Origin of the sequence: Nonomuraea sp. NPDC049028 (assembly GCF_043197735.1) — a bacterium.
Classification (GTDB): domain Bacteria; phylum Actinomycetota; class Actinomycetes; order Streptosporangiales; family Streptosporangiaceae; genus Nonomuraea.
This window is the reverse complement of sequence record NZ_JBICTR010000016.1, coordinates 26,281-47,041: the sequence shown is the minus strand read 5'-3', so window position 1 is coordinate 47,041 and position 20,761 is coordinate 26,281. Positions and strand designations below refer to the sequence as shown.

The window sequence follows — 20,761 nt, the reverse complement described above, 5'->3', positions numbered from 1 at the left end:
CGTCAGGACGGGCGGCGGCGCAGGGCCAGGACGGCGACCACGATGCCGATGACACCGACCACGAGCCCGGCACCGCCCAGCAGGCGCGCGGTGCCGTCCGAGGCCGAGCCGGCCGCTACCTTGCTGACCGACGGGGCCATGCCGTCAGCGGAGGCCGGCGCCGAGGCCGCGGGGGCTGACGCGGCGGCCGACGGGGAGCCGCTGTGGTGCGAGTCGGACGCGGTCGCGGGGGTCAGCTTGAGCGTCGGAGCCGGGTGCTCCGCCTCGCTGCCGTCCGCCTTCGGGGCGTCCGCCCACTTGACCACCTCGCCGCCGGAGTATGTCTGCGTCGTCGGGAACGCGAGCTGATCGGTGTCCGTGGGCAACTGCCCCATGGACACCTCGAACTCCTGGAACTCGCCCTTGCCGATCTTCCCGCCCGACCAGACGACCTTGGTGACGGCCTCCTTCAGATCGCCGTACTCGGTCTTGACGGGCTTGGGCAGCTTGCCCTCGGTGACTTTGACGCTCCATCCCGGCACCGGCTTGACCGAGACGAACGCCAGCGGGTGGTCGGTGGGGAAGGAGACCTCGACCTTGACGGTCGAGGCGTCGTCGCGCTCGTTGGGCACCCGGAAGGCGACCTTGCTGAAGCCGCCCTGCTCGGCGGTGCCCGGGTTGATCGTGACGTGGGCCAGCGCGGGAAGGGCGAGGCCGGCGGTGATGGCGGTGGCGGCGGCCAGGATCGTGGCCGTACGTCGCACGAAGGACATGATGGATCTCCACTGGAATGAGCGGGGGTCGAAAAGGTGTCAGAGGATCAGGCGGGCAGTGGAGGGCCACGCCTGGCGACACAGTGCAGGAGCAGCGGATCGACGGGGACGATCCGTACGATCACCATCGGGACGGCCGGCCGCACGGCGGGAACGGCGACCGGGCGCAGCAGCGCCAGACGGTGACCGAGGCGGTGCAGCAACGCCCAGAGCGCGCTCTCGCCGCGCGCCAGCCACCATCCCGTGATCAGCGTGGCCGTCAGGTGCGCCAACAGCATGCCGGCGGCCTGGCCGAGCCCGCGGCCGTGCGAGTGCGAGATGACGTAGGCGGTGCCGTCGGCGCCGAACAGCTCGTGCAGCCCGAACTGGGCGCACATCAGCGCGACGTTGATCGTCGCGGCCGAGCGCTCCCGGGCGCTCAGCGCCAGGGCCGGCAGCAGCACGGCGCCGAGGCCGAGCGCGGCCGTGTGCGGCGGGGGAACCGAACCGCCGCCCATCGCGTGCGCGAGCGCGGCGAGTCCCACGCAGACGGCGGCGAAGGCGGCCGTCCGCGCGAGCCTGAGGGGAAGTTCCGCGCGCATGGGTGTGTCACATGCTCTCACGGGGGCAGAGATCGGGGAGACCGCTACTCCCAAGCCGCGCAATGCTGGTCGATTTGCGGCAATTGTCGCTAGGGTCGTGCCGAACACGTTGACATTGAGGTGAGAACGTTGCGGCACTTTGCAGGATTGCTCATCGGCGTCGTGGTGACCGCAGCGGTGCTGGGAGGCGGCGGCTGGGCCGTCCAGCAGGCATTATCCAGTGCGTCGGCCAACCCCGTCGGCGGCCAGAAGATGTGGATCGCCCTCGGCGCGATGGCGGCGGTCGGGCTGGTCGTGGGACTCGTGGTGGCGGGCCGGGTCTCGCCGATGGCCACGTTCGTGCCCTCGATGGTGCTGCTGGCCTGGACCGTGGTCTACTCCCTCGATGTGAACCGGGCGATCTCCCTGATCCCCGCCGAGCCGTCGGTGAACCAGATCATCAGGGACATCGGCACCGGCGACAAGACGCTGCTGACCTCGGGCGTGTTCGCCCTGCTCGGGGTCGCCCTGTTCATCCCGGTGCTGATGCCGTCGCGCTGGTCGCGGCGGCACGAGGACGAGGATGAGGACTACGAGGAGAGCCCCCAGGGCGGCTATTACTGATCGTCGTCCTCGAGGCCGGCGTTCATGCGGGCCGGCGTCCGCATGAACGTCTCGCTCTCACGGGTGCTCGTGGGAGTCGGGTACTCAGCGGCTGCCCGTGTAGAGGTGGGTGACCACGTCCTCGATCGTGGACTTCTCGGGCGCCGTGGCCATCAGCTCGTCGAGCGTGCCGTCGAACGCCAGCCGTCCGTGGTCGATCAGCATGACCCGGCGGCAGAGCCGTTCGATGTCGCCCAGGTCGTGCGTGGTCAGCAGGACGGTCGTGCCCTGCTCGGCGTTGAGCCGGCGCAGGAACGCCCGGATGCTCGACTTGCTGACCACGTCGAGCCCGATGGTCGGCTCGTCGAGCACCAGCACGTCCGGCGCGTGCAGCAGCGCGGCGGCCAGGTCGCCGCGCATGCGCTGGCCCAGGCTGAGCTGACGCACCGGCGTGCGGGTGAAGCTCCCCAGGTCGAGCGTCTCGGTCAGCTCGTCGAGCCGCGTCTTGAAGACCTTGCGATCTACTTTGTAAAGGAGTCGGATCAGCTCAAAGCTGTCCCGCAGCGGAAGATCCCACCACAACGTCGTACGCTGCCCGAACACCACGCCGATGCGCCGCGCCAGCGTCGTGCGCTTGCGCGAGGGGTCGAGCCCGGCCACCCGCACCCGCCCCGACGTGGGTGTCAGGATGCCGCACAGCATCTTGATCGTGGTGGACTTGCCGGCGCCGTTGGGGCCGAGGTAGCCGACGAACTCTCCCGGCGCCACGGTGAACGACAGGTCGCGTACGGCGTGCACGAGGTTCCCCCTGAGCTTGAGACTCCTTCGCACCTTGAACGAGCGCCCGGCCTGGTCGAGCTCGATCATCCCTAACTCCCCGTGGATCGGTAGTGCCGGATGCCCAGGCGCCAGGCGAACCCGGCGAGCAGGGCGAGGACCAGGGCCGCGACCGGCCCGAGGAAGCGCATGAAGCCCGGCGTGCCGAACGGGTCGTCCCGGTCCAGCACGTAGAGGGCGGGCTGCCAGTTGATGAAGGCCAGCGGCAGCACGTAGGTCACCCCGCGCACCAGGTCGCGGCCGTAGATGGCGAACGGGTACTGAGTGAGCTGGCCGCTGCCGTAGGTGAAGGCGTTGGTCACCTCGGGCGCGTCGGTCAGCACGAACTGCAGTGCCCCGGTCAGCGTCCAGAGCGCCCCGAAGATGACCATCCCCGTCGCGATCATGACGGGGACCATCCAGAGCCGTCCGGAGTCGAGGTCGAGGGCGCTGATCGCGTAGCCGAGCACGATCGCCGCCTGCAGGACGCGGCCGGCGCGGGTCGGCAGGAAACGGTCGGTCGCCAGCTGGATCCAGGCGCTCACGGGCCTGATCAGAATGGTGTCGAACGTGCCCGCCTTGATGTGCTGGCTGATCCGGTCGATGTTGCCGACGAGCAGGTCGCACAGGCAGAAGGCCAGGTTCGCGGTGCCGTACAGGAAGAGCGTCTCCTCGCGGGAGAAGCCGGCCAGGGAGGTGGTGTTGGCGAAGATGATGAGGATCACCGCCACGTCGGTGCCCGCCACGAACAGGCCGAGCACGATCGTGAGGACGAACGAGGCCGGGTAGGCCATCGCGGCGCGGGTCCAGGTCCAGGCCAGCAGGAAATATGTGCTAACCACCCTGGATCACCACCTTGTGGCGGATCGCCCGCGTGCCGAGCGCACCGGCGGCGAGCAGCGCGGCAGCCCAGCAGCTCTGGAAGGCCAGGGTCTCCAGGACAGGCGCCTTGCCGAGGTAGAGGTCGGTGGGTGCCTGGACCATCGCGGCCCACGGCAGCGCCTTGGCCAGGTCGCCGAGCAGGCCGGGGAACAGGCTGAGCGGCAGCAGCATCCCGCTGAAGAGCGTGGTGAGCACCAGCGAGAACGCCCCCACGCCACGCTCGTCGATCAGCCAGCAGACCGACAGCGAGACCAGGTAGCGCCAGCCGAAGCTGGCGATCATCCCGGCCAGGAAGCCGGCGAGGAAGGCGAACCACTGCCCGGGTCCGGCCGGATAGGTGACGCCGAACAACGCGGCGCCCAGCAGCATCGGCGGGATGCCGCGCACCAGGAACAGGTAGCAGGCCCGGCCCAGGTCCTCCGACAGGGACCAGAGCAGGAGCGAGGCGGGTCGGACGAGGTCGAGCGCGATGTCGCCGCTGCGGATCCGCTCGGGGATGGCCAGGCCGGTGCCGAACAGCTGCATCGGGCCGATGAGGGCCTGGGTGATGAAGCAGAACGTGACGGCCTGGGTGACGTCGTAGCCGGCCAGGCCGGGTCTGGCCTGCCAGAGGGCGATGAGGATGTAGGCGCGAAGGATGCCGAAGACGCTGTTGGTGAAGGCGCCCGCGATCGCGGCCCAGACGTAGGTGGCGTGTTTGCGGAAGCCGTACCGGACCAGCCGGGCATAGAGCGGTATGGTTTTGCACCTCCGGATAGTGATGACACGGTGACCAACCGTGCCCGGACCCGCACGCGGGTCAGCCGATGGAAGCCTTGAATTATCTGCTTTCCGGTCGGCGATCCGCAACGCGATAAACGACGCGCGACCGCCATTCGGCCTGTTGTGACACATCGCGGAAATAGTCCCGTAAGCGAGGAGATACTTACTTGCGAGTAGAGCGATGTTCTGGGGGGAAGGAGATTCATCGGAGGGATATATGGACTTGGACAGGGACGTCACTCCCGACTATCCACTGAGCTGGCAGGCTCGCGCGGTCACCGGCCTGATGCGCGGGACCCTCAAGCCGGCCTCCCACCTCCTGATGCGCCACCCCGTGACGATCGACTGCGCCGCCCGGCTCGGCGAGCTGGGCCGGCTGGTGCCGTTACGGCCGCCCGGCCACGTGGACGTCGAGCCGGCCGCCTTCTCCGCGTGCGGCGGTGAGTGGGTACGCGCGGGCGCGGCGCCCGACGAGGGCAAGGTGCTGCTGTACTTCCACGGCGGCGGCTACTTCTCCTGCTCGCCCAGGACACACCGGCCGATCACCTGGCGCCTGTCCGTCGCGGCCCGCCGCCCGGTGCTCGCCCTCGACTACCGCCAGGGACCGGTCCACAAGCTGGCCGACTCCCTGAGCGACGCGCTGGACGCCTACGACTGCCTGCTGAAGCGGGGGTACGCGCCCGAGGACGTCCTGTTCGGCGGCGACTCGGCGGGCGGGCACCTCACCCTCGTCACCCTGCTCGCCCTGCGCGACCGCGGCCTGCCACTCCCGGCCGCGGCCGTCTGCCTGTCGCCCTGGGCCGACCTGACGGACCTGCCCAAGCGCGCGAACCGCTGGCAGGACCCGATGCTGCCGGCCGGCCGCATCCGCTGGCTGGCCCGGCGCTGGACCTCCGGCCTGGACTCGCGTGATCCCCTCGTGTCGCCCGTGCTCGGCGACTTCACCGGCCTGCCGCCGCTCATGATCGTCACCGGTTCGACGGAGGTGCTCCGGGACGAGGCCCGGCGCGTGGCGGTCAAGGCCAGGCTGGCGGGGGTGCCGGTGACGTATGAGGAGTGGCGGCGAATGCCGCACGTGTTCCCGATCCTGGCCGACGTGCTGCCCGAGGGCAGGCTGGCCTTCCGGCACATGACGAGGTTCTTCGCCGCGGTCGCGGCGGTGCGGTCGTCCTCTCTGGAGGACGCGGCCTGACCCCTTGGGGTTCAGGGTGGTCGTCGTGATGCGATGCTGGATGGGTCGCGGCGAGTGAATGGTGTGCGGGAATCAGGTCTTTGTCGTTGCCCGTGGCCGCTCGCCCTGACCAGACCGGGAATCAGGGTGTAGGTTAGGCATACCTAATATTTGAGGAGTGTTCCGATGGCTGACAAGCCCAGAGATCACCATCGTGGCGTAGTGATACGTACGGAGCGGATCACGCCGCACATGATCCGTGTCGTGGTCGGTGGTGAGGATCTACGGGACTTCGCCACCTCGGGTCTCACCGATCACTACGTCAAGCTGGTCTTCCCGCACGAGGGGGTCGACTATCCGGTCCCGTTCAACGTCCAGCATGTACGCGAGACCATGCCACGGGAGGTCTGGCCGCGGCTGCGCAGCTACACCGTGCGCGCCTGGGACCCCGACGCCGGGGAGATGACGCTCGACTTCGTCTACCACGGCGAGGAGGGCATCGCCGGGCCGTGGGCCGCGCGGGCCGTGCCCGGTGACGAGCTGTTCATGCTCGGCCCCGGCGGCGCCTACGCGCCGCGCCCGGAGGCGGGCTGGCACCTGCTCGTCGGCGACGAGAGCGCGCTCCCGGCCATCGCGGCCGCGCTGGAGGCGTTGCCCGACGGCGCCACCGCCTACGCCTTCCTCGAGGTCGACGGGCCGGAGGAGGAGCAGAAGCTGCGGGTCTCGGGTGAGACGCGGCTCGTCTGGCTGCACCGCGGCGGCGCGCCCGTCGGTGAGGCGCTGGTGAAGGCGGTGCGCGAGCTGGAGTTCCCCGACGGTGACGTGCACGCGTTCGTCCACGGTGAGGCGGGGTTCGTCAAGGAGCTGCGCCGCCATCTCCGGGTCGAGCGCAAGGTGCCGATGGAGCAGCTGTCGATCTCCGGCTACTGGCGGCTCGGCGCCGACGACGAGGGCTGGCGGGCCGCGAAGCGCGACTGGAACCGCCAGGTCGAGGCCGAGGAGGCAGCGGCCCTCGGCTAGGTGGTAAAACGCCACTTCAGGCCATCGAGTCACACCACTTACTTACCGTGGAGGCACGACCGCCTTACCTCCGATACCCCTTGTGAAAACCATGCGGAAACCCCGCTCGAATGGGACGACAGTGTGCTTTGGCCGTGTCCCAGACAGCGAGCGGAGAACCGATGGCGCGTGGTGCGAGCGACATGCCTCCAGGCGTGCGGCCGCTTACGGTGGGCGACCCGGTCATCATCGGCAGATACCTGCTCCTCGGCCGCCTCGGCATCGGCGGCATGGGGGTGGTCTATCTGGCCGAACACCCGCGGGGCGGTCTGGTGGCGCTGAAGACGCCGCACGCGGTACACCTCAACGATCCCACGTTGCGGGCCCGTTTCGCGGAGGAAGTCGCATTTTCGCGGCGAATCGTGCCCTTCTGCACCGCGGCCGTGATCGAGGACGGCACCGACCGGGACCGCCCGTACCTGGTCACCGAGTACATTCCAGGCCCCGCCCTGTCCCAGGTCGTGATGGCGCGCGGCCCGCTCACGCCCGACCTCGCCTACGGCGCCGGGCTCGGCGTGGCGGCGGCGCTGGTCGCCGTGCACGACGCGGGGCTGGTCCACCGCGACCTCAAGCCGGGCAACGTACTGCTGTCCGAGGACGGGCCGCGGGTGATCGACTTCGGCATCGCCCGAGACGTCGACACGCTGGCGGCACACACGCAGGCGGGACAGGTCATGGGCAGTCCGGGCTGGGTGGCGCCCGAGCGGCTGACCGGCGGGCCCGCCGTGCCCGCGTCGGACGTGTTCGCGTGGGGCTGCCTGGTGGCGTTCGCCGCCACGGGGCACCACCCGTTCGGCGGCGGCGAGGCCGATGTGCTGACCCGCCGCATCCTGTTCGAGGCGCCGCGCGTCGAGGGCGTGCCCGCCCTGCTGCGGCCCGCGGTCGAGGCGGCGCTGGCCAAGGCGCCCGGCGACCGGCCCAAGGCCGCCGACCTGTTGCGCGTCCTGCTCGCCGCCGGGGGCGTGGGCGATCCGTGGGACCTGCGGACCGCGGTGGCGGGCGTACTCGCGGAGATCTGGACGCCCGTGCCCTATCCGCCCGGAGCGGGCAGGCTGCGGCTCGCGCCCGAGACCGGCGAAGGGGTACGGCTCACGCCTGAGACCGGCGAGGAGGCGACGACCACGCCGAAGCGCGGACGCAGGGCCAAGGCCGGGGCGCACCTGTCGCACGCCACCTTCGCGGCGCTGGCCACGGTCTCCATCGCGGCCGTCACCGTGATCGCGGCGTCGGGCGGCGGCGGTGGTGGTCCGAGCATCGGCGGGGCCTCTCCGCCGCCGGAGAACCGGCCCGTCGTCCAGCCGTACGAGAGCGCCGACTCCACCAGGCGCCCCGCTATCACGCCTTTGACCAGCGTCCCGGCCACCGTCGCGGGCACGGCGATCACCTCGCCGCCGGTGTCCGCCACCCGGGCCCGTACGACCGCCCCGGTCATCGTGCTCGACCCCTCGCCCGAGCGGAAGACGGCCTGGCATCCGCCGACCACGTACGAACCGGGCGAACCGGGCGACGCTGACACGGGCGGCTGTGCCGGCCCCGCGGGGAAGAGACGCGGCGGCTCGGCCAGGCGCGACTGCCCGCCACCGTCGGCGTCCATCACCACGATCCCGCAGGACGGCCCCGGTGAGTCGCCGGACCCGTCGGTCACCCCATCGGTATCGGAAACGGTCACCGCTCCGGCCACCGGCTCCTCCTGAGCCCCGGATCGCTGGCAACCCCTGCGATTCCTGGCGGCAAGTCACCATGATTGGTGATCTGCGGCCTGGTTGTGCCGGGAGGAGAAATCCGGATGCCGGAGTTCGAACCGCTGCGCGAGGAAGAGCCCGTCCAGGTGGGTGTGTACCGGTTGATCGGACGGCTGAGCCCGGACGTCTTCGTCGGCACGCCGAACCCCGCAGGAACGGATGAATCGCCGCCGCCATCGTCGTCGGAGTCGGAGTTTGAGCCGTCGTCGCCGTCGCAGTTCGAATCGGCTCCGCCGCCGTCGGGGGCGGAGCTTGTCGTGGTGAAGCTGCTGCATCCGGAGATCGACCAGGAGCGCTTCCTGCGCCTGATCAACTTCGGCATCGGCCGGGCGATGGCGGGCACGGCGTCCGCCACGACCCGCAAGGTGGACGTGCCCGCCTTCACCGCGCCCGAACGGCTCGGCGGGGCCGCCGCCGAACCCCCCGGCCGACCTGTTCTCGTGGGCGGCGACGTTGGTGTCGGCGGCGTCCGGCCGCTCGCCCTTCGACGGCGGCTCTATGGCGGGCACGGTCAACCGGATCACCAACGGCGAGCCCGACCTGCCCGACCTCGGGGACCTGCGCGATCTCGTGGTGGCCGCCTGTCAAAGGATCCCGCCTCGCGTCCCACGTCGGCCGGCGGGGACGTCGAGCTCCGCACCGCGGACAAACCCGGCGACACGCTGGACGCGAGGTGGAAGATGTAGGCGAGCCTGAGCGACGTGCGGGCAGCGCCCGTCGAGCCGGCACGGCACGGCTGGGTCGCACGCGTCGAACGGCGCGACGGGCGAGGGCGGCGGCTGCCGGACGGGCTGTTCCTGGCGGCCCCAACCGTGCCGGGGTGACGAGGAAGAGGCCCAACCTGGAGAAGAGCCGGGTCCCTTCCTTGCGTCTATGGGTGGCGCCTGAAACAGCCGAGCAGCCCCCACAAAACGGCGCCGCCGGCGGCGAGGCCAGTTAGGAGTGCGGCGGGCCACGTGGAGCCGTCCGCGAGCATGAGAGCAGTCGCGATGCTGGTGGAGGCGACTATCGCGAGCGCTATAAGAAGCGCACGTTGCAGGTCCATACGAACCAACTCCTGTCCGACGAAGAACCCCATCCGAAGCAGGCTCCATGCGCGGCATGCGCAGTGGACGCCGTCCGGGGTGGATCCAGTAGGAGAAGGCCCTCTACCTGGCACGATACGGGGCCTTGCCGTACGAGCCCACGTTTTCGCGCAGTTTTGACATTGGCGTGTCCCAACGAAAACGCGCCCTACCGACGCTGGGACGGCTGACGTGCTGCTGGCGCGTCGCTCATGAGCCGGGCCGGTTCGCCTACCATCCGCTGCTCGGGTTCGTCCCGTTCCCAGAGCGGATGGTGCGCACGAAAGTGGGCCGCGCCAGGCCGGGGGGAGACTGGCGCGGCCCATCGCCGGGGGAACCATCCCATGCCCTGGAGGTGGCCGGCGAGATTGGGAAACTAGTGGGCGAACTGCTCTTCCTCCGTGGAGCCGCGCAGCGCGGTCGTCGAGGAGTCGGGGGCGATGGCGGTGCTGACGAGGTCGAAGTAGCCGGTGCCGACCTCGCGCTGGTGGCGGGTGGCGGTGTAGCCGCGCGACTCGGCCGCGAACTCCGCCTCTTGCAGGTCCACGTACGCCGTCATGCCGTCCGAGGCGTACCCCTGAGCCAGGTTGAACATCGAGTAGTTCAGCGAGTGGAACCCGGCCAGCGTGATGAACTGGAACTTGTACCCCATGTGCCCCAGCTCCCGCTGGAACTTGGCGATCGTGGAGTCGTCCAGGTGCTTCTTCCAGTTGAACGACGGTGAGCAGTTGTAGGCCAGCATCTGGTCCGGGTACTCGGCCTTGATCGCCTCGGCGAACTCGCGGGCCACGTCGAGGTCGGGCGTACCGGTCTCCATCCAGAGCAGGTCGGAGTGCGGTGAGTAGGCCAGGCCGCGCGCGATGCACGCCTGGACGCCGTTGCGGACCCGGTAGAAGCCCTCGGCGGTCCGCTCGCCGGTGGCGAAGGCCTGGTCGCGGGGGTCCACGTCACTGGTCAGGAGCGTCGCGGCCTGGGCGTCGGTCCGCGCGATGATCAGAGTCGGGACACCGGCCACGTCGGCGGCCAGGCGGGCGGCGTTCAGCGTCTTGATGTGCTGGCCGGTCGGGATCAGCACCTTGCCGCCCAGGTGGCCGCACTTCTTCTCGGAGGCGAGCTGGTCCTCCCAGTGCACGCCCGCCGCACCCGCGGCGATCATGCCCTTCATGAGCTCGAAGGCGTTGAGCACGCCGCCGAACCCCGCCTCGGCGTCCGCCACGATCGGCGCCAGCCAGTGCGGGGCGTCCTGGAGGCCCTCCGACCAGGTGATCTGGTCGGCACGCAGCAACGCGTTGTTGATCCGGCGCACGACGGCGGGCACGGAGTTCGCCGGATACAGGCTCTGGTCCGGGTAGGTGTGGCCGCCCAGGTTCGCGTCGGCCGCGACCTGCCAGCCGGACAGGTAGATGGCCTGAAGTCCGGCCTTCACCTGCTGCACCGCCTGGTTTCCGGTGAGCGCGCCGAGCGCGTGCACGTAGTCCTCGGTGTGCAGGAGGCCCCACAACCGCTCGGCGCCGAGCCGGGCCAGCGTGTGCTCCTCCTGGACGCTCCCGCGAAGCTTGATCACATCCTCGGCGCTGTAGGTCCGTTCGACGCCCGCCCAGCGATGGTCGTTGTCCCATTCGTCCTGCAGCTGCTCAGCAGCTCCCTTGAGGCGATCGTTCATTTTTCACTCCTTTGTCGTCCCCTGGGGCCTGTGCCGAGTCTGTGCCCGGGCCGACGTGGCAAAATAGCCTCCTTCGAGTAGAAGAAGCAGCAAATTTCGCGAAATATGAAGGTTTGGCCGTTGTTCGGCGGAGAATAAAAGGCAAGTTTTCCATATGGACTAGACCAATGTGAAGGGGCTCCAGGAGGCTGCGACACCCCCGGCACTCCGACCTCCGATGTCTAGAAAATGGCCGGAATTTCTGTCTAAGATGCTCGCATGGCGTCCTTGCTAGGCGAAGAACCGCTGTCTTTGACGCAGGAGCTTGATCTCATCGCGTTTGGGCAACGCCTTCGTCACCTGCGCAAACAGCGTGGCCTGACCCTCTCCGACCTGGGGGCGCGGGTCAGCAGGGCGCCCAGCCAGCTGTCGCTGCTCGAGAACGGCAAGCGCGAACCGAAGCTCACGTTGCTCAAGTCGCTGGCCGCCGCGCTGGGCGTCCCCGTCGAGGAGCTGCTGCGCCGTCAGCCGCCCAACCGCCGTGCCCAGCTCGAGATCGCCCTGGAAGAGGCCCAGCGCGACCCGATCTACGCGAGCCTCGGCCTGCCCCGCCTCAAGGTCTCCGCGCGCGTGCCGAACGATGTGCTCGAACACCTCCTCGGCCTGTACGGAGAGCTGCGCGCCCGGCAGGCGCGGGGCACCGCCACCCCGGAAGAGGCCAGGGTCGCGAACGCCGAGCTGAGACGCCGCCAGCGCGAGGTCGGCAACTACTTCCCCGAGATCGAGAAGGCCGCCGCCGAGGCGCTGACCTCGGTCGGCTACCGCACCGGCGCCCTGTCCCAGAGCACGGTCCAGGGCCTCGTCACCCATTTCGGCTTCACGGTGCACACAGCTCAGGACCTCCCCAGATCCGTACGCTCCATCACCGACCTCCGCAACCGCCGCATCTACGTCAAGCACGAGCAACTCGGCATGCACACCCCTCGGACCATCCTGCTGCAGACCCTCGGCCACCTCGCGCTCGGCCACGGCAAGCCGCGCGACTTCGCCGACTTCCTGCGCCAGCGCACCGAGGCCAACTACTTCGCCGCCGCCGTACTCGTACCGGAGAAGGCCGCGGCCCTCTACCTGCAGGAGGCCAAATCGGACCGGGCGCTGTCGGTGGAGGACCTGCGTGATGTGTTCGCGGTGTCCTATGAGATGGCCGCGCACCGCTTCACGAACCTGGCCACCCACCACCTCGATCTGGTCTGCCACTTCGTCCGCAACGACGCGGGCGGCACGATCTACAAGGCGTACGAGAACGACGGGATCGTCTTCCCCGCCGACGAGCAGGGGGCGATCGAGGGGCAGCGGATGTGCCTGCAGTGGTCGGGCCGCCAGGTGTTCTCCTCGCCGGACCGGTTCTCGGTGTTCTACCAGTACTCGGACTCGCCCACCGGCACCTATTTCTGCGTCGCGCACGTGGACCCGTCGCGGGAGCGGGACTTCGCGATCACGCTCGGGGTGCCGTTCAGGGAGTCGCGGTGGTTCCGGGGCAGGGAGACCACCAATCGCACCAAATCCAACTGCCCCAACGGCGACTGCTGCCGCCGCCCGCCCACCGAGCTGGCCGAACGCTGGGAGGGCTACGCCTGGCCTTCGGCGCGCGCCAACTCGCACGTCCTGGCCGCCCTGCCGCCGGGGTCGTTCCCGGGAGTGGACGAGGCCGACGTCTACACCTTCCTGGAACGGCACGCCGCAGCGATCTAGGCGAGCCGATAGCCCACGCCGGGGGTGGTGGTGATGACCGGTGGTTCGCCCAGCTTGCGGCGCAGCCGGCCGATGGTCACGGTCACGGTGTTGGTGAACGGGTCGGCGTTCTCGTCCCAGACCCGCTCCAGCAGCTCCTCGGCGCTGAGGAAGCCGGGACTCGCCCGCAGCAACGCCTGCAGCAGGGCGAACTCCTTCACCGAAAGGTTCAGCTGCCTCCCGTCGCGCACGGCGGTCCGGTGGATCGGGTCCAGCTCGATCCCGGCGGCGCGCAGGGTCCGCGGGCGCGCGTCCGGCCTGCGGCGGGCCAGCGCCTGGACGCGCAGGACCAGCTCCGGGAAGTGGAACGGCTTGGCGAGGTAATCGTCGGCGCCCAGGGTCAGACCGCTGACCCGGTCGCCGGGCGCCCCGGCCGCGGTCAGCATCAGCACCATCGGGCGGTCCGGCCGCTCGCTGATCATCTGGCACAGCGTGTCGCCGTGCAGGCCGGGCAGGTCGCGGTCCAGAACCACGACGTCGTACTCCGTGAGCTCCAGCTTGGCGGCGGCGCTCAGCCCGTCGTAGGTGATGTCGACCGCCATCCCCTGATCGCGCAGCCCTTCGGCGACGACCTCGGCGAGCGGCCGCGCGTCCTCGACCACCATGATCCTCATGCCGTCGCCCCGGCCGGCAGCGCGATCGAGACCCCCAGGCCGCCCTGCGGCCGGGCGAGCAGGTCGAGCCGTCCGCCGTGCGCCGCCGTGATCGCCGCCACGATGGACAATCCGAGGCCGGAGCCGTTCTCGGAGCCGGTGCGGTCGGCGCCGAGCCGTTCGAAGGGCCGCGCGAGCCGATCCACGTCCCCCTGGGCGAGGACGCGTCCGCCGGTCTGCACGACGAACCGGACCTCGGCGCCCTCTCGGACGGTCTCGGCGTGGATCCAGCCGTCCTCCTCGTTGTACGCCACGGCGTTGTCGATCACGTTCTGCACCATCCGGGAGAGCAGCGCGGGATCGCCCCGGGTGCCCGCCGCCCGCAGTTGTGTGGTCACGTTCAGCCGTTTCGCCGCGATCCCGGCGGAATGGTCGCTCAGCGCCCGCGTGACCAGATCATCCAGGTCGACGCCGGCGGCCTCGGCCAGGGCGCCGTGCTGGGCCCGCGCCAGCACCAGGAAGCCGTCGAGCAGCTGATCCACCTGGTCCAGCTGGGTACGCAGCCGATCCCCCACGACGAGCGTCTGCGCCGGCACGCCGGGCTTGGCGACCGCGACGTCCAGCGAGGCCCGCATGGTCGCCAGCGGGGTCCGCAGCTCGTGCGAGGCGTTGGCGACGAACCGGCGCTGGGCGGCGAACGACGCCTCCAGCCGTTCCAGCAGGCCGTCGATGGTGTCGGCGAGGTCCTTCACCTCATCGGCCGGGCCGCTGACGGCCAGCCGCCGGTCCAGGTTGTCGGCGGAGATGTGCCGGGTCGCCGCGGTGATCAGCCGCAGCGGGCGCAGCACCCGGCGGGCCAGCGCCCGGCCGACCAGCAGGGACACGATCGCCATCACCACCAGCGCGAGCAGGGAGCCGACCAGCAGCTGCCGGGACTGGTTCGCCTCCGTGTCGCCCAGTTGCCGCTGCAACTGGAGAATGTGCCGCTGCGCCCCGGTCATGCCGTCGCCGCCCGGCGGGGGCGGCCCCACGGAGGCGACCTCGGTGTCGGACAACACGAAGGTCAGGGCCAGCAGCACGATGCCGGACAGCAGGAACACCCCGGCGTACAAGATCGTGAACCGGGCCCCCACCGTGCCCTTACGCAGCCTGATCACGCCCCCAGCATGCCCGAACGGACCTAACAACGGTATGACAGGCCCGGTTCAGGTGATGTTAGGCCCGCGCCCATAGAACGAGCGCATGCTGAGCACTCAACTCCTCCACCGGGAATGGACGGCCTTCCGCCGTCCCGGCCGCCTGATCGCCCTGGCGGTGGCGGCCCTCATCGTGATCGCCATCGGCCTGGTCTTCACCTCCACGGTCGACTGCGGCGATCCCTGCCCGGTCGCTCCGACCGCCGCGGACGGCTCGATCGTCAACGACCAGTTCTGGTTCCACCACCGCGACCTCGGCCCGAACGGCGTCATCACCGTACGGATGACCTCGATGACCGGCACGATCACCTACCCCCCGCCGAACCACGACCAGATCGTCTCCGGCCTGGTGCCGTGGGCCAAGGCCGGGATCATCATCAAGGACGGCGTCCGGCGGGGCTCCTCGTACGCGGCGCTCATGATGACCGGCCACCACGGCGTGCGGATGCAGGCCGACTACCGGCAGGACATCGCCGGGAGCTCGGGCGGCCTGTCACCGGGATCCCCGCGCTGGCTGCGGCTGACGCGGTCCGGGGACACCATCACCGGCGCGGAGTCCGCCGACGGCCGGAGTTGGCAGACGGTCGGGACGGTACGCCTGGCGGGCCTGCCGGAGACGGTGCAGGCCGGGCTGTTCGCCGCCTCACCCGGTGACCTCACGTTACGGGAGGTCGGACTCGGCGGTGCCATCGAGGAGGTCCGGTTCACGCAGGCCACCGGGGTCTTCGACCATGTCGACGTGAGGGGCGCGGCCGGCGGCAAGAACGCGGCGGACGCGGCCGGCGGCGAGAACGCGGCGGGCGCGTCCGGCGGAAAGTGGCGCAGCGAGTCCGTCGGCGAGATGAACCACACCGACTGGGAGAAGTACCACACCGCCTCCGGCGCGGTCGAGAAGGACGGCGTCATCTCCGTGAGCGGGACCGGCGACATCGGCCCGAGCGAGGGCGGCATGACCGTCACGACCGCGCTGTTCGGCCTGGTGATCGCACTGATCATCGTCCTGGTCGTGGCCGCCCGGTTCGGCGCCCGGTCCGGCACGCCGGCCTCCCGCCCGGTCCTGGCCGCACGGGCCGTGGTGGCCGGCGGCGCGATCTTCGTGGCCGGTCTGGTCGCCGTCGGCGTGGCGGTGACACTCGGCTTGGCGATCCTGACCGGTAAGGGCGTCAACCTGCAGCCGCTGTCACCGGTGACCGGCGCCCGGGTCGTCATCGGCCTCGCGGCGGTGCTCGCGCTGTGCGGTGTGCTGGCGTACGGGCTCGGGGTCCTGCTGCGGCGCGGCTGGGCGGCGATCCTGCTCGCGCTGGCGCTCGTCGCCGTGCCCTACACGGTGGCCGCGCTGCCGCTGCTGCCCGACGCCGTGGCGCAATGGCTGCTGCGGCTCACCCCGGCCGCGGGCTTCGCCGTCCAGCAGACGGCGGTGGAGTATCCGCAGGTGACCGCGCACTACGCGCCGTCCGCCGGATACTACCCGCTGCCCGGATGGGCCGGCTTCGCCGTGCTGTGCGCGTACACGCTGGCGGTGCTGTGGCCGGCCGCGAAGCGTACCCCGGCCGGCCCATCCGCGAACTGGCGATAGCGTCCGGCGCGCATAGGGTAGGGGGGTATAGTAATGTGAGCGACAGAGTGCGGGAGAGGAGCGGCGAATGGCCGGCTACACCGACAACAAGCAGGACCACCAGCGGCGGTTGCGCCGGGTCGAAGGCCAGGTGCGTGGCCTGCAGCGGATGGTCGAGGACGACAAATACTGCATCGACATCCTCACGCAGGTCTCGGCGGCCACCAGCGCCTTGCAGTCGTTCGCCCTGTCCCTGCTCGAAGAGCACCTGAGTCACTGCGTCGCCGAAGCCACCCTCCAGGGCGGTCCCGAGGCCCAGGCCAAGGTCAAAGAGGCCAGTGACGCCATCGCCCGACTTGTTCGTTCCTGACCTGGAAGGTTGATCGATATGAGCACTGCCACCTACACCGTCAAGGGCATGACCTGCGGCCACTGCGTGAGCTCGGTCAAGGAAGAGGTCGGCGAGGTCGCCGGAGTCACCTCCGTGGAGGTGGACCTGGCCAGCGGACTGCTGACCGTGGACAGCGAGGGCCTGATCGACGAGGCGAAGATCGTCGCCGCCGTCAAGGAGGCCGGCTACGAAGTGGCGAACCAGTGACGCACGGCGATCACTGACGCGAGCCTACGGCACGGCGCGGCGACGATGGACACGCTCGTCTCGGTCGGCACGCTGGCCGCGCTCGGCTGGTCGCTGTGGGCGCTGTTCTTCGGTACGGCGGGCACGCCCGGCATGACGCACCCGTTCGAGTTCACGATCCAGCGCACCGACGGCTCCGGGAACATCTACCTGGAGGCGGCGGCCGGGGTGACGGCGTTCATCCTGGCCGGCCGCTACTTCGAGGCGCGTTCGAAGCGCCGCGCCGGAGCCGCCCTGCGGGCGCTGATGGAGCTGGGCGCCAAGGAGGTCTCGGTGCTGCGCGACGGCGTCGAGACCCGCGTTCCCGCCGACCGGCTCGAGGTGGGCGACACCTTCGTCGTACGGCCGGGCGAGAAGATCGCCACCGACGGCGTGATCGAGGAGGGTTCCTCGGCCGTCGACGCCTCGATGCTGACCGGCGAGTCCATCCCCGTGGAGGTGCGGCCCGGCGACGCGGTCACCGGCGCCACCGTCAACGCGGGCGGCCGTCTCGTGGTCCGCGCGACGAGGGTCGGTGCCGACACCCGGCTCGCCCAGATGGCCAAGCTGGTGGAGGCGGCGCAGACCGGCAAGGCGCGGGTCCAGCGGCTGGCCGACCGCGTCTCCGGCATCTTCGTGCCGATCGTGATCGGCCTCGCGGTCGCCACCCTGGGCTTCTGGCTCGGCACCGGCGGCGGGGCGGGAGCGGCGTTCACCGCGGCCGTGGCCGTCCTCATCATCGCCTGCCCGTGCGCGCTCGGCCTGGCCACACCGACCGCGCTGCTGGTCGGCACCGGCCGGGGCGCGCAGCTCGGCATCCTGATCAAGGGACCCGAGGTGCTGGAGTCGACCCGCGCGATCGACACGATCGTGCTGGACAAGACCGGCACGGTCACCGAAGGCAGGATGACGCTCACCGGCGTGCACCTGGCCGACGGCGAGGACCGCGAGCAGGTCCTGCGGCTGGCCGGCGCGCTCGAACACGCCTCCGAGCACCCGATCGCCCAGGCCATCGCGCGGGCGGCCGGATCCGACGCCACGGTCGAGGACTTCGCCAACATCGAGGGGCTCGGCGTGCGGGGCACCGTCGACGGGCACGCGGTGCTGGTCGGCCGCCCGAAGCTGCTGGCCGAGCGGTCCCAGCACCTGCCCGCGGACCTGGCCCGCCGGTCGGCCGAAGAGCAGGCGGCGGGCCGTACGGCGGTGGCGGTGGGCTGGGACGGTCAGGCCCGGGCGGTGCTCGTGGTGGCCGACGTGGTCAAGCCGACCAGCCGGGAGGCCATCGGGCAGCTGCGCGGGCTGGGCCTGACCCCGGTGCTGCTGACCGGCGACAACGGGGCGGTGGCCGGGTCGGTCGCGGACGAGGTCGGCATCGACGAGGTGATCGCCGAGGTGCTGCCCGCCGACAAGGTCGACGTGGTCAAGCGGTTGCAGGCCGAGGGCAAGGTCGTGGCCATGGTCGGCGACGGGGTCAACGACGCCGCCGCGCTGGCCCAGGCCGATCTCGGGCTGGCCATGGGCACCGGCACCGACGCGGCCATCGAGGCCGCCGACCTGACGCTGGTCCGCGGCGACCTGCGCGTGGCGGCCGACGCCCTGCGCCTGTCCCGCAGGACGCTCGGCACGATCAAGACGAACCTGTTCTGGGCGTTCGCCTACAACGTGGCCGCCCTGCCGCTGGCGGCGCTCGGGCTGCTCAACCCGATGATCGCGGGTGCGGCGATGGCGTTCTCGAGCGTCTTCGTGGTGAGCAACAGTCTGCGGCTGCGGCGCTTCAGGTAACGAAGATCGGAAGTGGCCGCGGGTTTGCTTCCGGTTCGTCGTGGCTTAGCGGGGTTTTTCGCCGTCTTGTTGTGGCGCCCGGCCCTGTGCGGGCTCAGCGGCCGTATTCCTGGAGGCCCCCAGCCCTGGTCGGCGGGTGGGGCTTCCCGGGCTTGCCGTACGAGAGGAATGGTCCTTAAGGGCGCGCGGCCAGGGCGGCGGCCTGGTCGCGGAGGGCGCGGCGGCCAGCGGGGGAGTCGGCGTCCTCACCCAGGATGATGCGCGCCAGCTGCGGCATCATCGACTGGAACAACGCCAGCCCCGTCAGCAGGAACAACCTGCGCGCCGTCGCCGCGTCCGGCTCCTCGCCCCGGCCCTCGGCGAGCGAGGCCGTCTTGCGCGCGCAGCGCGCGACGCGGGCCTCCTGGCCGGGCAGCAGGTCCTGGCCGCGGTAGTTGAGCGCCTCCCACATCAGCAGGCGCACCAGGTCGGGGTGATCGTGGTAGTAGTCGGTCAGCTTGGCCACATAGTCGCCCGGATCGGCGCCCGGCAGCGCGATCTGCGCGGTCAGATCGTCGAGCGCCTCGGTGATGACGGCGTCGAACAGCTTCTCCTTGCTGCCGAAATGGCCGTAGATGCGCTCCTTGTTGACGCCCGCGCGCTCGGCGATGCGATCCACGCGGGCGCCCGCGACGCCGTACGCGGCGAACTCCCCCCGCGCGGCCTCCAGCAGGGCGGCTCGGGTGGCGGCGGTCGAGACCTTGGGTGCCATGGTGTCCATCTTGCCATGACCAACTGGTTGGTTGCAATCCAACTGTTTGGTTGACATCCAACTGGTTGGTTGGCTACCGTCCCGGCCATGGCTATCTCCTTTCCTCGTGTGATCCGCGGCCGGAGCGCCGCCCGCCCAAGCCCACGTCCGGCGCCGGTCGCATGCGATCGAGCCGCGCCGACGTCGGTTCCCCGCGACGCTGCGGGTTCCCTTTCGACTGTCATCGCTCGTGAGCGCGTGCGAGCCGAACCCGCCCCGGCTGTCGCGCGGTTCGGGCGGACGATGGTGGCCTTCGTGCTCACCGCGGTGCTGGTCAGCGGCCAGCTGTACGTCGTGATCCCGCTCCTGCACGACATGGCGGCCGGTTGGGGCGCGTCCACCGGCGCCTTGACCTGGTTGGTCACCGCCTTCGGCATCGGATATGGCGTTGGCTTCCTGGTGTTCGGTCCGTTGTCCGACCGGTTCGGGCGCAGGCGGTTGCTCCTGCTGGGACTGCCGCTGGCCGCCGTCACCACCGCGCTGGTGGCGTTGAGTCCTTCGCCGGAGGCGGCCTTCGTGCTGCGGGCGCTGCAAGGGGTGGCCGTGGCGATGTTCCCGCCGGCGGGCATGGCGTACCTGGCCGAGCGGGTCGAGCCCAGGCGCAGGGTCGTGGCGATCGCCGCGGTGACCGGCGCGTTCCTCGCCTCGGCCGTACTTCTGCAGGTCGCCGCCCAACTGCTGGTGGGCGTGCTCGGCTGGCGGGGGCTGTTCGGGCTGTCGGCGGCCGGGTTCGTGCTGGCCGCGCTAGGGCTGCGCGCCGTGATGCTGCCCGACCTGCCGCGGGAGGGGTCGGGGTCGCTGTTGTCGGTGTACCGGTCGGTGCCGGGGTTGCTGTTCGATCGGGTGTTGGTGCTGCGGTACGTCGCGACGATCGTGCTGATGGTCGGCTTCGTGGCCGTCTATACGGGATTGCAGATCTATGGCATGACATCTCCGAGCGAACTGCTCCTCCTGCGCGCCGGTGGCCTGCCCTCGATCGTGCTCGTACCGCTGCTCATGCCCTGGCTGGGCCGGATCTCAGCGACCACGCGGGCCGTGGCGCTGCTGTTCGCGGGAGCCGTCGCGCTGGCCGTCATCGGCTGGACGGCCGCCGCCGCACTCGGGCTGGTGCTCCTGCTCGCCGTCTATGTCGCCTCGATCACCGGTGGCCTGCCGAGCCTCAACGAAGCGGTCTCCGCGCGGGCGGGACGAGCGCGTGGCACGGCGCTGGCGCTGTTCTCCTTCGCCCTGGCCGTCGGGGGCAGCGTCGGCCCGCAGGTGGCCGCCGCGTTCGGCGGGTTCGGCCCGCTCATGTACGGCCTGGCGATCGCGATGGCCTTGGCCGCCGCGGCCGTACTGGCCTCGACCCTGTCCCGCGGCCGCTGACGAGCGGGCTTCCGGTGATG

At 70.6% G+C, this 20,761-nt stretch carries 21 protein-coding genes; 12 read left to right on the top strand and 9 right to left on the bottom strand.

Annotation, left to right across the window (positions count from 1 at the left end; translation table 11 throughout):
* Positions 1-2 precede the first annotated feature (2 nt).
* Positions 3-752 carry a YcnI family protein gene (locus ACGFJ2_RS49625; RefSeq protein WP_393480622.1) on the bottom strand — a complete coding sequence of 250 codons (750 nt, stop codon included), beginning with the start codon at positions 750-752 and terminating at the stop codon, positions 3-5.
* Between the two features lie 47 nt (positions 753-799).
* Positions 800-1,333 (bottom strand): MFS transporter, encoded by a 534-nt coding sequence (locus ACGFJ2_RS49620; RefSeq protein ID WP_357952847.1) that lies wholly within the window; start codon positions 1,331-1,333, stop codon positions 800-802.
* 129 nt (positions 1,334-1,462) lie between these two features.
* Between ACGFJ2_RS49620 and ACGFJ2_RS49615 the strand changes: the two genes are divergently transcribed.
* The gene (locus ACGFJ2_RS49615; RefSeq protein ID WP_358202653.1) at positions 1,463-1,936 is read left to right on the top strand and encodes a hypothetical protein; all 474 of its coding nucleotides are present in this window, start codon (positions 1,463-1,465) and stop codon (positions 1,934-1,936) included.
* Between the two features lie 84 nt (positions 1,937-2,020).
* On the opposite strand, the gene ACGFJ2_RS49610 is transcribed toward ACGFJ2_RS49615, so the two are convergent.
* Genes ACGFJ2_RS49610 through ACGFJ2_RS49600 form a run of 3 tightly spaced genes read right to left on the bottom strand, consistent with a single transcriptional unit; the run spans position 2,021 to position 4,462 of the window.
* The gene (locus tag ACGFJ2_RS49610) at positions 2,021-2,782 is read right to left on the bottom strand and encodes an ATP-binding cassette domain-containing protein (protein WP_393480618.1); all 762 of its coding nucleotides are present in this window, start codon (positions 2,780-2,782) and stop codon (positions 2,021-2,023) included.
* 2 nt (positions 2,783-2,784) lie between these two features.
* A complete protein-coding gene (locus tag ACGFJ2_RS49605) occupies positions 2,785-3,573 on the bottom strand; it encodes an ABC-2 family transporter protein (RefSeq protein WP_357952850.1) in 789 nt (262 codons plus the stop codon).
* Positions 3,566-4,462, bottom strand: coding sequence for an ABC transporter permease (locus ACGFJ2_RS49600; RefSeq protein WP_393480616.1), 897 nt, complete (start codon positions 4,460-4,462; stop codon positions 3,566-3,568). Before ACGFJ2_RS49600 ends, ACGFJ2_RS49605 begins: the two co-directional genes overlap by 8 nt.
* A 130-nt stretch (positions 4,463-4,592) precedes the next feature.
* Between ACGFJ2_RS49600 and ACGFJ2_RS49595 the strand changes: the two genes are divergently transcribed.
* From ACGFJ2_RS49595 to ACGFJ2_RS49575, 5 genes are all read left to right on the top strand, one after another.
* On the top strand, positions 4,593-5,567 hold the full coding sequence (locus ACGFJ2_RS49595) for an alpha/beta hydrolase (protein ID WP_358202633.1): 975 nt from the start codon (positions 4,593-4,595) through the stop codon (positions 5,565-5,567).
* 165 nt (positions 5,568-5,732) lie between these two features.
* Positions 5,733-6,566: a siderophore-interacting protein gene (locus ACGFJ2_RS49590; RefSeq protein WP_358202628.1), complete on the top strand. Its 834-nt coding sequence runs from the start codon at positions 5,733-5,735 to the stop codon at positions 6,564-6,566.
* A gap of 194 nt (positions 6,567-6,760) precedes the next feature.
* On the top strand, positions 6,761-8,299 hold the full coding sequence (locus ACGFJ2_RS49585) for a serine/threonine-protein kinase (RefSeq protein WP_393480612.1): 1,539 nt from the start codon (positions 6,761-6,763) through the stop codon (positions 8,297-8,299).
* A gap of 92 nt (positions 8,300-8,391) precedes the next feature.
* The gene (locus ACGFJ2_RS49580) at positions 8,392-9,033 is read left to right on the top strand and encodes a hypothetical protein (RefSeq protein WP_393480609.1); all 642 of its coding nucleotides are present in this window, start codon (positions 8,392-8,394) and stop codon (positions 9,031-9,033) included.
* A gap of 15 nt (positions 9,034-9,048) precedes the next feature.
* A complete protein-coding gene (locus tag ACGFJ2_RS49575) occupies positions 9,049-9,171 on the top strand; it encodes a hypothetical protein (protein WP_358202606.1) in 123 nt (40 codons plus the stop codon).
* Between the two features lie 616 nt (positions 9,172-9,787).
* On the opposite strand, the gene aceA is transcribed toward ACGFJ2_RS49575, so the two are convergent.
* Positions 9,788-11,074: an isocitrate lyase gene (gene aceA / locus ACGFJ2_RS49570; protein ID WP_357957379.1), complete on the bottom strand. Its 1,287-nt coding sequence runs from the start codon at positions 11,072-11,074 to the stop codon at positions 9,788-9,790.
* Between the two features lie 258 nt (positions 11,075-11,332).
* Here aceA and ACGFJ2_RS49565 point away from each other — a divergent pair, with 258 nt between their 5' ends.
* The gene (locus ACGFJ2_RS49565) at positions 11,333-12,805 is read left to right on the top strand and encodes a helix-turn-helix domain-containing protein (protein WP_393480607.1); all 1,473 of its coding nucleotides are present in this window, start codon (positions 11,333-11,335) and stop codon (positions 12,803-12,805) included.
* Here the strand turns inward: ACGFJ2_RS49565 and ACGFJ2_RS49560 are convergent.
* Both ACGFJ2_RS49560 and ACGFJ2_RS49555 read right to left on the bottom strand, forming a co-directional pair.
* The gene (locus ACGFJ2_RS49560) at positions 12,802-13,458 is read right to left on the bottom strand and encodes a response regulator transcription factor (protein ID WP_357957377.1); all 657 of its coding nucleotides are present in this window, start codon (positions 13,456-13,458) and stop codon (positions 12,802-12,804) included. The genes ACGFJ2_RS49565 and ACGFJ2_RS49560 overlap by 4 nt on opposite strands.
* Entirely contained in the window at positions 13,455-14,594 is a 1,140-nt protein-coding gene (locus ACGFJ2_RS49555) for a sensor histidine kinase (RefSeq protein WP_393480604.1), read from the bottom strand. The genes ACGFJ2_RS49560 and ACGFJ2_RS49555 overlap by 4 nt, the downstream gene beginning before the upstream one ends.
* An 85-nt stretch (positions 14,595-14,679) precedes the next feature.
* On the opposite strand from ACGFJ2_RS49555, the gene ACGFJ2_RS49550 reads away from it, so the two are divergent.
* The 4 genes from ACGFJ2_RS49550 (at position 14,680) to ACGFJ2_RS49535 (ending at position 18,586) form a co-directional block, all read left to right on the top strand.
* Entirely contained in the window at positions 14,680-16,209 is a 1,530-nt protein-coding gene (locus ACGFJ2_RS49550; protein WP_393480602.1) for a hypothetical protein, read from the top strand.
* A gap of 67 nt (positions 16,210-16,276) precedes the next feature.
* On the top strand, positions 16,277-16,558 hold the full coding sequence (locus ACGFJ2_RS49545) for a metal-sensitive transcriptional regulator (RefSeq protein ID WP_357957372.1): 282 nt from the start codon (positions 16,277-16,279) through the stop codon (positions 16,556-16,558).
* 18 nt (positions 16,559-16,576) lie between these two features.
* A complete protein-coding gene (locus ACGFJ2_RS49540; protein WP_225297698.1) occupies positions 16,577-16,786 on the top strand; it encodes a heavy-metal-associated domain-containing protein in 210 nt (69 codons plus the stop codon).
* Positions 16,787-16,831: 45 nt separating this feature from the next.
* Entirely contained in the window at positions 16,832-18,586 is a 1,755-nt protein-coding gene (locus ACGFJ2_RS49535; RefSeq protein WP_393480598.1) for a copper-translocating P-type ATPase, read from the top strand.
* A 175-nt stretch (positions 18,587-18,761) separates the two neighbouring features.
* Here ACGFJ2_RS49535 and ACGFJ2_RS49530 read toward each other — a convergent pair whose 3' ends face one another.
* Positions 18,762-19,337 (bottom strand): TetR family transcriptional regulator, encoded by a 576-nt coding sequence (locus ACGFJ2_RS49530; RefSeq protein WP_358202580.1) that lies wholly within the window; start codon positions 19,335-19,337, stop codon positions 18,762-18,764.
* A gap of 237 nt (positions 19,338-19,574) precedes the next feature.
* On the opposite strand from ACGFJ2_RS49530, the gene ACGFJ2_RS49525 reads away from it, so the two are divergent.
* Positions 19,575-20,741 (top strand): MFS transporter, encoded by a 1,167-nt coding sequence (locus tag ACGFJ2_RS49525; RefSeq protein WP_358202574.1) that lies wholly within the window; start codon positions 19,575-19,577, stop codon positions 20,739-20,741.
* Positions 20,742-20,761: the final 20 nt, after the last annotated feature.

Excerpts from the sequence above, each read along its gene's own strand:
- ACGFJ2_RS49625 (WP_393480622.1), bottom strand. The coding sequence starts at position 752 with ATGTCCTTCGTGCGACGTACGGCCACGATCCTGGCCGCCGCCACCGCC.
- ACGFJ2_RS49620 (WP_357952847.1), bottom strand. The coding sequence starts at position 1,333 with ATGCGCGCGGAACTTCCCCTCAGGCTCGCGCGGACGGCCGCCTTCGCC.
- ACGFJ2_RS49610 (WP_393480618.1), bottom strand. The coding sequence starts at position 2,782 with ATGATCGAGCTCGACCAGGCCGGGCGCTCGTTCAAGGTGCGAAGGAGT.
- ACGFJ2_RS49595 (WP_358202633.1), top strand. The coding sequence starts at position 4,593 with ATGGACTTGGACAGGGACGTCACTCCCGACTATCCACTGAGCTGGCAG.
- ACGFJ2_RS49590 (WP_358202628.1), top strand. The coding sequence starts at position 5,733 with ATGGCTGACAAGCCCAGAGATCACCATCGTGGCGTAGTGATACGTACG.
- ACGFJ2_RS49580 (WP_393480609.1), top strand. The coding sequence starts at position 8,392 with ATGCCGGAGTTCGAACCGCTGCGCGAGGAAGAGCCCGTCCAGGTGGGT.
- aceA (WP_357957379.1), bottom strand. The coding sequence starts at position 11,074 with ATGAACGATCGCCTCAAGGGAGCTGCTGAGCAGCTGCAGGACGAATGG.
- ACGFJ2_RS49565 (WP_393480607.1), top strand. The coding sequence starts at position 11,333 with ATGGCGTCCTTGCTAGGCGAAGAACCGCTGTCTTTGACGCAGGAGCTT.
- ACGFJ2_RS49560 (WP_357957377.1), bottom strand. The coding sequence starts at position 13,458 with ATGAGGATCATGGTGGTCGAGGACGCGCGGCCGCTCGCCGAGGTCGTC.
- ACGFJ2_RS49550 (WP_393480602.1), top strand. The coding sequence starts at position 14,680 with ATGCTGAGCACTCAACTCCTCCACCGGGAATGGACGGCCTTCCGCCGT.
- ACGFJ2_RS49545 (WP_357957372.1), top strand. The coding sequence starts at position 16,277 with ATGGCCGGCTACACCGACAACAAGCAGGACCACCAGCGGCGGTTGCGC.
- ACGFJ2_RS49540 (WP_225297698.1), top strand. The coding sequence starts at position 16,577 with ATGAGCACTGCCACCTACACCGTCAAGGGCATGACCTGCGGCCACTGC.
- ACGFJ2_RS49535 (WP_393480598.1), top strand. The coding sequence starts at position 16,832 with ATGGACACGCTCGTCTCGGTCGGCACGCTGGCCGCGCTCGGCTGGTCG.
- ACGFJ2_RS49530 (WP_358202580.1), bottom strand. The coding sequence starts at position 19,337 with ATGGCACCCAAGGTCTCGACCGCCGCCACCCGAGCCGCCCTGCTGGAG.